Origin of the sequence: Streptomyces sp. NBC_01294 (assembly GCF_035917235.1) — a bacterium.
In the GTDB taxonomy this organism is placed as follows: domain Bacteria; phylum Actinomycetota; class Actinomycetes; order Streptomycetales; family Streptomycetaceae; genus Streptomyces; species Streptomyces caledonius.
Genome location: NZ_CP108423.1, coordinates 160,239 through 173,160, shown reverse-complemented (window position 1 = coordinate 173,160; position 12,922 = coordinate 160,239). Strand labels below are relative to the sequence as shown.

The 12,922-nt window shown below is 70.3% G+C and carries 13 protein-coding genes and 6 pseudogenes; 10 read left to right on the top strand and 9 right to left on the bottom strand.

The window, feature by feature from the left end:
* Positions 1-77: 77 nt before the first annotated feature.
* Positions 78-908, bottom strand: a pseudogene (gene nadE / locus OG534_RS00950) (ammonia-dependent NAD(+) synthetase).
* A gap of 223 nt (positions 909-1,131) precedes the next feature.
* Positions 1,132-1,782: an HAD family hydrolase gene (locus OG534_RS00945; RefSeq protein ID WP_326586147.1), complete on the bottom strand. Its 651-nt coding sequence runs from the start codon at positions 1,780-1,782 to the stop codon at positions 1,132-1,134.
* A 151-nt stretch (positions 1,783-1,933) separates the two neighbouring features.
* Here OG534_RS00945 and OG534_RS00940 point away from each other — a divergent pair.
* Positions 1,934-2,511 (top strand): annotated as a pseudogene (locus tag OG534_RS00940) (hypothetical protein).
* A gap of 47 nt (positions 2,512-2,558) precedes the next feature.
* On the opposite strand, the gene OG534_RS00935 reads toward OG534_RS00940, so the two are convergent.
* Complete coding sequence (locus OG534_RS00935; protein WP_326586146.1) at positions 2,559-2,849, bottom strand: VOC family protein; 291 nt, start codon at positions 2,847-2,849, stop codon at positions 2,559-2,561.
* Positions 2,849-3,043 (bottom strand): VOC family protein, encoded by a 195-nt coding sequence (locus tag OG534_RS00930; RefSeq protein ID WP_326586145.1) that lies wholly within the window; start codon positions 3,041-3,043, stop codon positions 2,849-2,851. The genes OG534_RS00935 and OG534_RS00930 overlap by 1 nt, the downstream gene beginning before the upstream one ends.
* 245 nt (positions 3,044-3,288) lie before the next feature.
* Here OG534_RS00930 and OG534_RS00925 point away from each other — a divergent pair, with 245 nt between their 5' ends.
* On the top strand, positions 3,289-4,419 hold the full coding sequence (locus tag OG534_RS00925) for a dienelactone hydrolase family protein (protein ID WP_326586144.1): 1,131 nt from the start codon (positions 3,289-3,291) through the stop codon (positions 4,417-4,419).
* 13 nt (positions 4,420-4,432) lie between these two features.
* Positions 4,433-4,951 carry a hypothetical protein gene (locus OG534_RS00920; protein WP_326586143.1) on the top strand — a complete coding sequence of 173 codons (519 nt, stop codon included), beginning with the start codon at positions 4,433-4,435 and terminating at the stop codon, positions 4,949-4,951.
* Here the strand turns inward: OG534_RS00920 and OG534_RS38575 are convergent.
* The 3 genes and pseudogenes from OG534_RS38575 to OG534_RS00910 all read right to left on the bottom strand — a co-directional run.
* Positions 4,931-5,073 (bottom strand): annotated as a pseudogene (locus tag OG534_RS38575) (IS5/IS1182 family transposase); the annotation flags it as partial. The gene OG534_RS00920 and the pseudogene OG534_RS38575 overlap by 21 nt on opposite strands.
* A gap of 145 nt (positions 5,074-5,218) precedes the next feature.
* Positions 5,219-6,046 carry an aldo/keto reductase gene (locus OG534_RS00915; RefSeq protein WP_326586142.1) on the bottom strand — a complete coding sequence of 276 codons (828 nt, stop codon included), beginning with the start codon at positions 6,044-6,046 and terminating at the stop codon, positions 5,219-5,221.
* A gap of 131 nt (positions 6,047-6,177) precedes the next feature.
* Positions 6,178-6,585, bottom strand: coding sequence for a RidA family protein (locus OG534_RS00910; RefSeq protein WP_326586141.1), 408 nt, complete (start codon positions 6,583-6,585; stop codon positions 6,178-6,180).
* 230 nt (positions 6,586-6,815) lie between these two features.
* On the opposite strand from OG534_RS00910, the gene OG534_RS00905 reads away from it, so the two are divergent.
* The 3 genes and pseudogenes from OG534_RS00905 to OG534_RS00900 form a co-directional block, all read left to right on the top strand.
* On the top strand, positions 6,816-7,094 hold the full coding sequence (locus tag OG534_RS00905; RefSeq protein ID WP_326586140.1) for a DUF6841 family protein: 279 nt from the start codon (positions 6,816-6,818) through the stop codon (positions 7,092-7,094).
* Positions 7,049-7,144, top strand: a pseudogene (locus tag OG534_RS38570) (hypothetical protein); the annotation flags it as partial. The gene OG534_RS00905 and the pseudogene OG534_RS38570, both read left to right, overlap by 46 nt.
* A gap of 321 nt (positions 7,145-7,465) precedes the next feature.
* A pseudogene (locus OG534_RS00900) lies at positions 7,466-8,241 on the top strand (class I SAM-dependent methyltransferase); the annotation flags it as partial.
* 993 nt (positions 8,242-9,234) lie between these two features.
* Here the strand turns inward: OG534_RS00900 and OG534_RS00895 are convergent.
* Positions 9,235-9,573, bottom strand: coding sequence for a PadR family transcriptional regulator (locus OG534_RS00895; protein ID WP_326586139.1), 339 nt, complete (start codon positions 9,571-9,573; stop codon positions 9,235-9,237).
* A 129-nt stretch (positions 9,574-9,702) separates the two neighbouring features.
* Here OG534_RS00895 and OG534_RS00890 point away from each other — a divergent pair.
* Positions 9,703-10,483 (top strand): annotated as a pseudogene (locus OG534_RS00890) (ferritin-like domain-containing protein).
* 71 nt (positions 10,484-10,554) lie between these two features.
* Here the strand turns inward: OG534_RS00890 and OG534_RS00885 are convergent.
* Positions 10,555-10,743, bottom strand: a complete 189-nt coding sequence (locus OG534_RS00885) for a hypothetical protein (RefSeq protein WP_326586138.1) — start codon at positions 10,741-10,743, stop codon at positions 10,555-10,557.
* Positions 10,744-11,114: 371 nt separating this feature from the next.
* Here OG534_RS00885 and OG534_RS00880 point away from each other — a divergent pair, with 371 nt between their 5' ends.
* The 3 genes from OG534_RS00880 (at position 11,115) to OG534_RS00870 (ending at position 12,858) form a co-directional block, all read left to right on the top strand.
* Entirely contained in the window at positions 11,115-11,594 is a 480-nt protein-coding gene (locus OG534_RS00880; RefSeq protein WP_326586137.1) for a VOC family protein, read from the top strand.
* Positions 11,595-11,915: 321 nt separating this feature from the next.
* Positions 11,916-12,494 carry a GOLPH3/VPS74 family protein gene (locus tag OG534_RS00875; RefSeq protein ID WP_326593407.1) on the top strand — a complete coding sequence of 193 codons (579 nt, stop codon included), beginning with the start codon at positions 11,916-11,918 and terminating at the stop codon, positions 12,492-12,494.
* 145 nt (positions 12,495-12,639) lie between these two features.
* On the top strand, positions 12,640-12,858 hold the full coding sequence (locus OG534_RS00870) for a hypothetical protein (RefSeq protein ID WP_326586136.1): 219 nt from the start codon (positions 12,640-12,642) through the stop codon (positions 12,856-12,858).
* Positions 12,859-12,922 lie beyond the last annotated feature (64 nt).

The window sequence follows — 12,922 nt, the reverse complement described above, 5'->3', positions numbered from 1 at the left end:
ACCTCCACGGCCGTCACCCTGACGGCCGTGGACGAGTGCACTGCCCGGGCGCCCCCAGGCGTCCCAGGCCTCGGGGATCAGGGGGCGATCGGCAGCTGTCGCTTGTGCTCGGTGAGCCGGTAGCGGCGGACGATGGCCGCGAGGGCGGCCTCTCGACCGGCTTCCCCTCCAGGAAGTCGTCGATGTCGTCGTAGGCGACGCCGAGCGCGTCCTCGTCGGGCAGGCCCGGCTTCAGGGTCTCCAGATCCGCGGTCGGGGTCTTGAGGACCAGCGTGGACGGCGCACCCAGAGCCTGCGACAAGGCCCGTACGCGCCGCTTGGTGAGGCCCGTGAGCGGCACCACGTCGGCCGCGCCGTCGCCGAACTTGGTGAAGAAGCCGGAGACCGCCTCGGCGGCGTGGTCGGTGCCCACCACCAGACCCTCGTGCGCGCCCGCCACCGCGTACTGGGCGATCATGCGCTGCCGGGCCTTGATGTTGCCGTGCACGAAGTCCTGGTGGTGCGCGTCGCGGAAGACCGTTCCGCCGGCCAGCGCCGCGTCCAGCGCGGCGTCACTCGCGGACTTCACGTCGACGGTCAGGATCCGGTCGGGCCGGATGAACTCCAGCGCCAGCTGCGCAGTCCTTCTCGTCGGCCTGGGCGCCGTACGGGAGCCGCATCGCGAAGAACGTCGCGTCCTGCCCGGCGGCCCGCACCCGCTCGACCGCGAGCTGGCACAGCCGCCCCGCCGTGGTGGAGTCCACGCCACCGCTGATGCCCAGGACCAGCGAGCGCAGGCCCGTGGAGGTCAGCTGGGCGGTGAGGAAGGCCACCCGGCGCTCGATCTCCTGCTCCACGTCGAAGGACGCGCTCACCTGGAGATCCCGGGCGATCTCCTGCTGCAGGGATATGGACGCCAGGTCGGTCACGGTTGCTCCTCGGTCGGCGCGGTGGGATCGGCACGTGCCGCGGGGCCGGGGCCACGGGCGCGTACGGGGACGGAAGCACTCTAGAGGAAGCCTCCGAAGCCCTGCTCAGGGCGTGTGCGCGAAGCGGTTCCCGCCGGCCCGCCAGCCCGTCCGTCCGCCTGCCCGCCCGACCTCCCTGGTGATCGGGCGGGGGAGCGGCTGGCCCGTGCCGTCCTGCCCGCTGTCACCCTCCGGCGATGAGACCGGGCAGGTCACGCATGTCCTGGAAGACGATGGTGTCGGCGCCTTCGAGCCGCTCGCCCGGGGTCAGCCCGCCCGCATAGCCGAACGCCCGCATGCCGGCGGCGCGGGCGGCCTGGACGCCCGGCCGGCTGTCCTCGACCACCACGCACGCCGCGGGGTCGACACCCATCTGCCGTGCGGCGTGCAGGAAGAGGTCCGGGGCCGGCTTGCCGTGGGTTACCTCGGAGGCGCTGTAGATGCGGCCCGCGAAGTGTGCGTAGAGACCGGTGCGGCCGAGCGTGTGCCGCATCTTCTCGTGGGAGCCGCTGGAGGCGACGCAGGTCGGCAGGGTGATCGCGTCGAGCGCCTCGGGCAGTCCGTCGACGGCGGACAACCCGGTGTCCACGGCCTCACGGTGGTGCTGCTCGAGCCGCTCCCACCAGAGGTCGGCCGTCCCCTCGCCGAGCCGGGCGGCGATCTGCTCGCGTATGGAGGATCTGGAGCGCCCGATGAACCGTTCGACGATCTCGTCCTCGGTGAGCGGCCACCCCAACTCCGCTCCCAGGGCGACCTGGATGCGGAGCGCGATGCGTTCGCTGTCGACCAGCACACCGTCGCAGTCGAATATCACGAGTTCAATAGGCTTGATCATTCCGGCAGCATAGACACCGGTCCGGGTCCCGGTCCCGGTCCCGGTCCGTCCCGGTCTTCCACCTCGCCCGGGCGGGGTCCTGCGGCATCATGGCCCGGTGGCGAAATGGAACACGGAGTCGACTCCCGCGTCGGTCAGCAGCACGACAGGGTTGTCCCCGTATCAGGAAGAGTTGCGGGACCGGCTGCTCGCCGCCCCCGTGGTCCCGGCCCCTGCTGCCTGGCGACCGGTGTTCGATCCCTGTGTCCCTGTCGGGGGCCTTCTCGGCATCGGTTTCGCCTCGCACGCCGACACCGGCCACGACCTGGTGATGGTCGTCTCGCGTGACGGCCACGGCCTCTTCGACACGGTCACGGGGGAGAAGATCGTGCGCGACCGGGACCCCGACCCCGAGTACAGCACCCCGGACGCGACGCCCGGCCTCGTCTGCCCCGGTCTGGGTCCGGTATCGGGCAGTTGGGTGCACATTGCGGGGCTCTACGGTGGCGGCCTGCACCATACGACCGCCGACGGCTGGACGTTGGAAGTCGTCAGCCCTGCCTGGCCGAATGACCGCGTACTGCTCTCCACCGATGGCGGACTGCCTCACTCCGGCCCGCACGGCGAGCGGTGGTGGCACATCTTCCACTCCTCCTACTGGAACTGCGGGCAGTCGGCTTCTCCCCGTCGGGGCGGACGCTCGCGGTCGCCACGAGCAGTGACCTCACCCTGTGGACGCGCACCGGCTGAAACATCGCGCGTGTTCTCGTCGGAGGCCGGCTCGGTCGCCGCACCCGTCACTCGGCGAAGGCGGCCAGACGACGCCGGAGTTCCTCGTTCGAGACGTCCTCCATGTGGGTCAGGAAGACCCAGATGTGGCCCGAAGGGTCCTTGAGGATGACGGTGCGGTCGCCGTGGAACATGTCCGTCGGCGGCTGGAGGATCTCGGCGCCGGCGGCCTCCGCGCGCTTCGCCAGGCCGTCGACGTCCGGCACGAAGACGTGCAGCGTCACCGACGTGCCGCCGAGGGCAGCCGGCGCGGCGAAGGAGGCGGCCTCCGCCTCGTCCACGCCGGCGTCTCCCAGCATCAGGGCCGACCGTCCGATGCTGATCTCGGCGTGCAGGACGCCGCCTCCCGGGGCGTCGAGCTGAACTCCTCACGGGCGCCGAAGGCCTGCTGGTAGAAGTCGATCGCCGCGGCTGCGTCGTCGACCATGATGTGAGGGACCACGGCGTAGCGGTAGCGGTCGGGGATCTCGACGGGGACGGTGTGCTCGGTCATGGCGAACCTCTTCGTAAAGTGCCGCCGGTGGGCTCCTGCGGCTCTGCAACGAAGCTAGGACCTCAGGTTTGGTTGAGGTCAAGGTGCAGACGTGGCCCGGCCGGTGCCGCGCCGGGGCCGATGTGCCGAGAAGCGGCGCGCGGTAGCTGTCGCGCCGCAGTTCGCAGAAGCGTGAGACCCCACACCCCTCTACTTATCGGTAATTTGAGGTGGATCCAGAAGGGCAGAGGGAAGGAGCAGGGCGCATGGCAGACCACGACTTGACCGGCTTCACGAAGAGCACGTTCACCCACGACGGAGCCACCCGCCGGCTACTGCGCCGGGGCACCGGCCCCGCAGTGATCATCATGGCGGAGATCCCCGGCATCACCCCCAAGGTCCTCGGATTCGCCGAACGCGTGGCGGCGTCCGGCTGCACGGCCGTGCTGCCCGTGCTCTTCGGCGAGCCCGGCCGTGACACGGATCCCGCCGCCGTCGGCTGGCCGAGCGTCGGCCGCTCCCTGGCCTCGTCGCTGTGGCAGGTCTGCGTGAGCAGGGAGTTCACGCTGCTGGCCACGGGACGGAGCTCACGCGTCGTACGGTGGCTGCGCGCCCTGGCCGCCGCCGAACACGAGCGCTGCGGCGGCCCCGGAGTCGGCGCCGTGGGCATGTGCCTGACCGGCGGATTCGCCCTGGCCATGGCCACGGACGAACGCCTCGTCGCCCCCGTGCTGTCCCAGCCGTCGCTTCCGCTGGCCTGTACCCGAAGCCGCGCGGGAGCCATCGACATCAGCCCCGGGGAACTCGCGGTCGTCCGCCGGCGCTGCGAGCGCGACGGGCTCCAGGTCCTGGGGCTGCGCTTCCGGGGCGACCGGCTCGTACCCGGCGACCGGTTCGCGTACCTGCGGCGCGAACTCGGCGATGCGTTCGTCGCTGTCGAGCTGGACGCCGAGGCCGCGAACCCGGCGAGCGCCCTCGCTCCGCACTCCGTCCTGACGGAGCACCTACTCATCGACGAACCCGGACAGCCCACGCGGCAGCCGACCTCGACCACGGTCCTCGACCTGTTCCGCATCCGGCTCCTCGAGGGAGCAGCCGTCCCGGACCGCGTGACGCGACCAGCGGCGCGGCAGCCCTCGGGCGATCCGGCAAGCGGACCGGTCCGGTCCGAAATCCGGATCCGAGCGGCTCCGCCAACGGCCCGATCTGGTCCCACCCCGCATCAGGGATCCCCGACCGGGCGGCTGGAGCCGGCAGGCCGTCCGGTCGTCCGGTCGTCCGGTCGTCATGGAGGGTTGCGTTGCGCCTGTTGCGTAGCGAAGTCGTCAGCTGCGTGCCACAACGGCAGCCACAGCCGCGAAGGTCAGGCGCTTCAAACGGACGACATCGGCGTGTGAAAGGCTGATCCGCATGACCAGCGAAGCCGATGAACCACGTCGAAACCTGTTCCTCCGAGACGGCCTGGAGGCAGCAGACGTGGTACGTGTTCACCGTGAGGCGGACGTCCGTGTCGCGAGCATCGAGACGGCTTACGTCGATGCCTACAGTGATATCGCCTGGCCACGGGAAGTGGCGCCCGCGTACGAGCAGGTGTTGTCAATGGCCTCCAACGAGGTGGCCGAGGGCGTCCGCTCTGCGAAAGGTGACCCTGGCATGGGGATCGACATCGATGTCCGCGACGACACGCAATTCGACGTGCTTCTGGCCATGGCTCCCTACACGATTCATGCCGAGGCGTGGCGACAGGGTCGAGAGATCTTCAGCGCCAGCGACACGGGCACAGCCCTGTGGATCGCTGTCACATCAGAGCAAGAGGTTCAGCTCATGTCACGGCTCGATGCGCTGGGTGTCCCGCAAGCGGCGTTCACGACTCAACCTCGCAGGCGGCGACGTCTGTTCGCTCTGTGGTCACGGCACCGGGTCGCGTAGCCGCGAGATGAGCGAACTCAGATGCAGTCCAGCCTGGTAGCGGGTGGCGAGCTTGTCGAACCGTGTGGCGACGGCCCGGAACTGTTTGAGGCGGTTTCGAAGCAGCGTTCCACGACGTTTCGGTGCTCGGCCCGTGTGCAACCGGCTTCCCAGGGGGCGGAGCGTTCGTAGGCGGTCTGCCACGGTCCGTACCGCTTGGGCGCAGTGAGGATCCTGCTGCTGCGGAGCACCGGTCCGCAGCCGCCACAGCACCCTGTTGATCAATCATCAGACACGGCCTAGCCGGTCGCGCTGGGCCGGGGACAGGCGGAGCTGCGCCGCGGCGAGGTTCTCTTCGAGGTGTTCCAGCCGCGCCGTGCCCGGGATCGGGAGGATGACCGGCGAGTGGTCGAGCAGCCACGCGAGCGAGACCTGCGCCGGGGTGGCGGACAGCTCGGCCGCCACGGCGGCGATCTCGGCCGTCGCGCCGGACACCGCTCCGGCGACGGGCCGCCACGGCAGGAACGCGATCCCCGCCGCCTCGCAGGCCTTGAGCACCGGCTCGTGTGCGCGGTCGACCAGGCTGTACCGGTTCTGCACGCTCGCCACCTCGATGATCTCGCGTGCCTGGCCGAGCTCGGCGACGGTCACCTCCGACAGGCCGATCCGGCCGACCTTGCCCTGGACCTGGAGCTCCCGCAACGCGCCGAGCTGGTCGGCGAGCGGTACCTCGGGATCGATGCGGTGCAGCTGGAGCAACTCGATCCGCTCCACGCGCAGCCGGCGGAGGCCCTGCTCGACCTGATCGCGCAGTTCGTCCGGCCGGCCGTCGAGATGCCCCTCGCCGGAGGCGGCCGATCGCGCGACGCCGACCTTGGTGGTGATGAGCAGCCCCTCCGCGTAGGGGTGCAGGGCCTCGGCGAGAAGCTCCTCGTTGGCTCCCCAGCCGTACAGGTGGGCCGTGTCGATCAGCGTGATGCCCAGCTCGACGACCCTCCGCGCCAGCGCGAGGGAGGCCTCACGGGCAGGGCCGGGCCCGGTCGGCAGGCGCATCGCTCCGAACCCGAGCCTGCCCACCTCCAGGTCCCCGCCGATCCGAAACGTGCTCCATGACATGTGACATCTCCCCTCGATCAAGAGGCAACGCCAACAGTGTGGTTGGCTGCCACCTCGGTGATTCCTCCTCCGGATCCGCGGCGCGGACGCGGCCCCTCAGCCCCCTCAGCCCCCTTCGGCTCCTCAGCGAATCAGCTCCGTTCCCGAGTGATCACCGCGTCGATCTCCACCTCGACGAGCCAGTCGGGGTCGATGAAACGGGAGACCTCCACGAACGTGCACGCGGGCCGGATGGAGCTGAACCGCTCGCCGTGCGCGCGTGCGGCCTCCTTCCACTGCGTCACGTCCGTGAGCATGATGCGGGTCCGTACGACGTCCTCGATCGATGCCCCGGCGTCCTGCAGTGCCTTCTCGGCGATGTCCAGGCACCGCACCGTCTGGGCGTGGACGTCGCCGGGGCCGACGGTCGAGCCGTCGTCCCCGATGGGAGCCGTCCCCGCAACGGCGACGTGGTCTCCTGCCCGCACCGCGCGTGAGAAGCCGATCTGCGGCTCCAGCGGTGACCCGGAACCGACGGTCTGACGCATGCTCTTCTTCATCTCTTCATAGTGTCAGAACGGCAACTGACGGTGAGTCGCGCCTTTGAGCCGCCGGCTCGCGCAGCACCGCGCCTGCCGGACCCCGGCCGGCGGGCGCGTTGCGTTGGCCCGCGGCGCACCGAGTGGCAATCTGGGACATATCGCCACACTCCACACATCCGCCGACTCTCTGCTGGGCCGTCCGGGTGAGTCGGCGGTCGGCCCGGCCCTGCACGAGAGCAAGGAAGCGCATGCCGCACACGGATCTCTCCGCAGTCGAAGCGGACGTCAGGACCTGGTTCGACCAGTACGTGGCCACCTTCATCGGCCTGGCTGCCGCCGGGCGTACCGACCCGGCGCCGCTGCTCGACTACTTCGATGCGCCGATCACCATGACCACGGACGCCGCCCATGTCCCGTGCTCGCCTCCGATGCCGCGCTCGCCGCGGGACTCGCCCACGAGCTGCAGACCCTGCGGGACGCCGGCTACGGAGGCAGCACGGCGCTCGATCCCGAAGTGCGCGCCCTGAACGAGCGGTCCGCGCTCATCGAGGTGACCTGGGCGCGACATGACAAGCGGCGGCAGCGAGTTCCAGCGCGTACGCGTGCTGTACCTCGCGGCCAGAACGGTCGCCGGGTGGCGGACCACCGCCTCGGCGATCCTCTCCCCCTGAGTGGGGGCCCGGGTGCGCCCCCTCGCGTATGTGGGTCCGCGCCGCAGCGGTGCCCTGCGGGCGCATCGTTGCGCACCCGAGGGGACCCCCGCCTGCGCAGTGTCACTCAGGTGGCCAGGGCGATGGCCGGTCTGGCGACGTATGGTGGAGACCTGAAGATCCTTCCCGGCTGCAGCCCGCACCTGCCTGCAGCCGGAGATTCGCCTTGCGACGGAGATGGAGTGCCCATGGCCACAAGGAAGAACCTCACCGCGAACCGGGAGTCCCTCGTCCACAAGGTCCGCTACGCCGCGAGCCGCCCGCACCGCATCGCCCCGTACCTGAAGCGGGCCGCCCGTGACCGGTGGACTGGCCGCCCGGCACCCCGACCACACGTGGAGCGGCCGGCCGGGCCGTGATGGCCTTCGGACACGCGCCGCAACCCCGAGGCGGCCGTCGGCAGCCAGACCCACGAGCGCTGGCTCGCGCTGGGGCGGATGCAGTTCGACTACCTCCTCGCGCACGGCCTGACGCCCGAGGCGCGCATGCTGGACATCGGCTGCGGAAACCTGCGCGCCGGCTGGCGCTTCATCGACTACCTCGAAGCCGGCCACTACTACGGCATCGACATCTCGCCCGACATCCTCATCGCCGCGAAGCAGACCCTGACCGACCGGGGGCTGCAGGCCAAGGTCCCGCACCTCACCATCACCAAAAACCTGAAGCTGGACTTCCTCCCCGACGACTACTTCGACGTCGTCCACGCGCACAGCGTGTTCTCGCACTCGCCGATCGACGTCATCGACGAGTGCTTCGCCCACGTGGGCCGCGTGCTGGCGCCCGGGGGCTACTTCGACTTCACCTTCGACCGCACCACCGGCGCCGAACACCAGGTGCTGCGCGAGGACTTCTACTACCGCACCCAGACCCTCGCTCGATCCTCGCCAGCGAAGCGTCGGGCTGGCCGCCCGCTTCATGGACGACTGGGAGGAACTCGGCGCACGGCCAGTCCAAGATCCGCGTCGGCGCCGGCGTGGAACACGCGCCCGACCGCCCCGGGCAGCGGGACCGCGCACCGGACCCGGCCCCGCGACGGCTGCGCGCGGTCCCGAGCAGTCGCGGGGTTCAGGCGACGACCGGCCGCAGTCGGAGCTCCTGCGGCGCCACAGGCGCATCGGCCAGGGCCGTGCACGCGAGCAGCGCGAGGCACGGGAGCGCGGTGTCCTCGCCCGCCGCCCCCGGCGAAGTAGCCGGTGACGAGGAACGGTGTGGCGGCCAGGGCGAATTGGCCTGCGGTGCGGACACCGGACAGGGCGGGCCGCCCCGCCAGGACCAGTGCGGCGGCCACCGCCACGGTGAAGCGCCACAGCACGATCATGCCGAGCCCGCCCGCATCGAGCAGGGCGAGGATCACCACGACAGCGGAGCCCAGAGCAGGAGCGCCACGAGACCCGCGGCGCTCCTGATCCGGCTCGGTGGGCGCAGGTCCGAGGGCAGACCAGCGGGATGGCGGCGACCAGCAGCGGCGGCGCGAGGTAGGCCGCGTGTTCCAGCGGCATGTCGAGGGCGCCCGGCAGCACCGCGACGAGCAGGCAGGCCGCGGTTCCGGCCGCTCCGGCGAAGGCGCACCGTGCGCCGACGGCGAAGCGTCCGCTCAGTGCCACGACCGCGCCGATGAGGGTGAGCAGGAAGCTCCCGTTGATCGCGTAGCCGAGGGGATCCGCGAAGTCGGGTTGTCCGCTCACGTACGCGAGGTTGACGGTCGAAGCGAGCCGGAAGGCGGCGTGCGCGCCCGTCGCGGCCAGCGCGAAGGGCGCCGCGGCCGCGAAGAGGCGTCCGCCGCGGTGCGCGGACCCCACCCCCAGGCGAAGGCGCAGCGCGTGCGCCACGATGTCTCCGGCTTCCCGCAGGCGGGTGACCGGGCCGGCATCCTCGGTCGCCTCCCGGTAGGCCTCGGCTATCTCGTCGCCGAAGGCGCGGCGGAAACCGGCGGGGTACAGGCGCAGCAGACGAGGGTTCACGCCGTGGCCGTCTTTCCGGAGACGCCCAGGCGGCGAGCGGCCTCGCGTGCGGTGGCGGCGATCCTCTCCGCCTCTGCGGCCAGGCTCTGGCGGCCGGTGGTGGTGAGGCTGTAGGTGCGCCGCAGCCGGCTGTCCACGATCTGCTCCTCGTGGACTTCGATCAGTCCCTGACCCAGGAGGCGTTCCAGGGCTCCGTACAGGGTGCCCGTACGCATCTTGACGCGTCCGCCCGAGATCAGTTCCACCTCGCGTGCGATCGCGTACCCGTGGCGGGGCTCGTCCGCCAAGGCGGTCAGGAGGAGGAGGGTCGGTTCCTGCATCGCACGATCACTCATGCCTGGATGGTAAGTCACTCACCGGCATATGTCGTCGCCGGTCCGTAGATCCCCGCCGGCCGGTTCTGTTACGCGGCCATGACATTCCCATCCTTTTGAACACGCTCAACAGTCGGTAGATTCTTGAACATGATCAAAACTGGGTACGAGGCGTGGGTGGGCGAGTTCGAGGCCGAGCGGGAGCGCCGGGCGGCTCTGGGCGACCCCGACTGGGGGAAGGGTGCGCAGCTGCCGGCCGAGATCGTCCGCAGCATCCAGAAGTTCCAGGTCGGCGAGGACGGCGACGGCTCCGCGCTCTCCGGCAAGGCCGACCTCGCGGGCGATCCGGTCTACTCCGAGGCCGTCCGGCTCTTCATCGCCGATGAGCAGAACCACGCGCGCATGCTGAAGCTGCTGTTGGCGGCCGGCGGAGCCGGCACCCTCGACGGGCACTGGAGCGACGCGGTATTCGTCCGCGTGCGGCGGCTGCTCGGACTGCGGGTGGAGCTGCTGGTGCTGATGATCGCCGAGGTGGTGGCTCTGGGGTACTACCGGGCCCTGCGCGACGGCGCCGCCGACCCGCTGACCTCCGAGGTCGCGGGCCGGATCCTGGCGGACGAGGGGCGGCACGTCCTGTTCCACTGCCTGCGCTTGCGGGAGGGCCTCGCCGGGCTGCCCCCGCCTGCCCGCCGGGCGGTGACGGCCGGGTGGCGCGGACTGCTGGGGCGCCGCCGCCCTGGTCGCGGTGGACCACGGCCCGGCCCTGCGGACCCTCGGGGTGGGCCGCGGCGCCTTCGTCGTGCAGACCCTGCGCTCCTCCGGGTGGATGGCCCGCGCGATGTCGGGCGGCCCGGTTGCCGTACTGGCGGGGGTGGGGGCGAGCGCGGGGACGGGTGCGAGTGCGGGCGCGGGCTCGGACTCGGGCGTGTGACCTCGGGTCGGCGTGCCGGGCCGCGTTGGTCACTCGGAGCCTGCCCGCGGCCCCGGCTGACCGGCAACACCTCACCCCGTGGAGCCCGGTGACCACCCGCCGCGACAGCCGACCCGCAGTCCGTCCGCCACCGGTCCGTCCGCCACCGGTCCGTCCGCCACCGGTCCGTCCACCACCGGTCCGTCCACCACCGGTCCGTCCACCACCGGTCCGTCCACCACCGGTCCGGTCGGCCGGATCAGGCCGCCGAAAGAACTCACGACCCGTCACGAAAGTCCCGCGAACTCCAGACCCCCGGGGTGCAGCCACGGGGTACAGCCACAGCGCACCTCGGGGCTTGTCCCGGGTGCATCGTGTACCCCATCGGTCTAACGTGGGATGTAGGTGGCACGGGGTGGTCACTGCAACGAGCTGCCCAAGGGCGGGCACTTCGCCGCCTGGGAGCAGCCGGAACCCCTCGTGGATGAGTTGCGCACGGTCTTCCGTTCCCTCCGGTAGGCCCGTGCCTGACCGACCGATCACACATGCCCTCTTGTGTGGCGGGGCCTCGATACCAAGCCGCTCGGCCGCCCAGAGCTGCGTGGCCACGTCCTCATGGATTTCTGGGCAATCGGGCGCAGGGAAAACGATTATGAGCACTCAAGAGCAGAGCGGTGCACAGGGCGGCGTCAAAGAGGCGACCGTGGACATGAAGCTCGAGGTCCACCTCATCCCGGTCGCCGACGTCGATCGTGCCCTGAGCTTCTACCAGGGCATGGGATGGCGGCTCGATGCGGACTTCGAGGCCGGCCCGGAATTCCGGATTGCCCAGCTGACGCCGCCCGGGTCGGAATGCTCGATCATCTTCGGCCGCGGGGTCGTCTCCGCGCCCCCTGGATCGGCCGATGGCTACCTCGTGGTCTACGACCTCGACAAAGCCCGCGCCGACCTCGTCAGTCACGGTGTCGAGGTAAGCGAAATCTTCCACAAGGTCTACGACACCGGCGCTGAAGTGCAGGTCGACGGCCGCGATCCGGACGGCCGAAGCTACGCCTCCTACGCCTCGTTCAGCGACCCGGACGGAAACGGGTGGTTGATGCAAGAGGTGCAGGAGCGACTGCCTGGACGATGACAAGTCAGGAGGCCATAGCCGTGGACGTAGCCGCGTTGGCAACACTTCTGCACGAAACCTCGGAGCGCCATGGCCCGTACGAGGCATCGGCCCCAGAGCACCACTGGTGGGACTGGTATGCCGCGTATATGGTCGCCTGTGAGAACAGCCGGACTCCCGATGAGGCGTCCGCCGACGCCGCGCACCACATGGAATCACTGCTGAAATAGCGGCCGACCACGAGGGCGCGAGGGTGTCTCTCAGCAAGGGCATCGGCCCGCGCATGGGCCTGGCGGTCACGACGTTTGGGACGTGAGGCTTTCATGAGCCACGCCGCGGGATCTGTTGATCGTCGCCATGGACATTGCGGGCAGCCGCCCCATCGGACCGGGTGACCTTTCGCTCGCGCTCGCCGGAGCCGAGCTGATCGACCTGCTGGAGAGCCCGACCATCCGATTGGACGGCGGCCGCATCGTGCCGGGCCACCTGCCGCTCCCGGCGGATCGCCTCCTGGTGGAGGCCGCCGCCTCGCTCATGATGGAAGAGCCGTACGAGTCGGTCGGCGATTGGCTGTGGCGCAGGGGTGACTCCCTGGCCGGGACCTATATGGCCGCCCTCGAGGCGGAAGGGGTGGTCGCGCGGCAAGGGGGTCGTACCTTCCGAGACGGGCAGAGAGTCCTCGTCGCCTCGCCCTCCCGCCATCAGGCAGTGGAGCGCTGGGAATCCGCCGAGCCGGTCCTTGTCGGCCTGGCGGAAGGCCTGGGGATCCGTGGCGGGACCGGAGAGCCACCAGAGGTTGCGGACTATGCGGTGGCGACGGTGCTTGCCGCCGTGAACGACGCACTGCTGGAACTGGAGGCCGAACGACAGAAGCGGGGCATCGAGCAGGCTGCCTTCGACAACATCTGGCGCGGCCTCTGACAACCCGTGCGCCGTCCGAGGGCCCGGGTCAGCGCACGGGTCGGGTCGGCGTCTGCTGTGTATCAGCCCTCCCTGCCTTGACGGTCGAGATGGGCCGATTTGCATAGAATGCGCAATGTGTGGAGGTCGAGGAGGTGTGGCGCTCATGTCAGTGCCTACTGGCATCGGCGTCAGCCATGACAGGGAATGGGTCATCCAGAACGCGAAGGGGAGAAAGCTCGTCTGTGACTCGGCGGCGGAGGCGTTCGAAGAGCTGCCTGAGTACGGCGAAGGAGCGGTCGTGCTCACCCGGCGCGTGGTACGGGGGATGTTCGTGACGAAGGTCGTCGAGGACTGGAAGCAGGTCACACCCCCCACCAGCTGATGCTGCCCCCCCGCCAGATCGTGCGGGTCATCTCCGGGACGGCTTCTCACCAAGCCGTACGGCA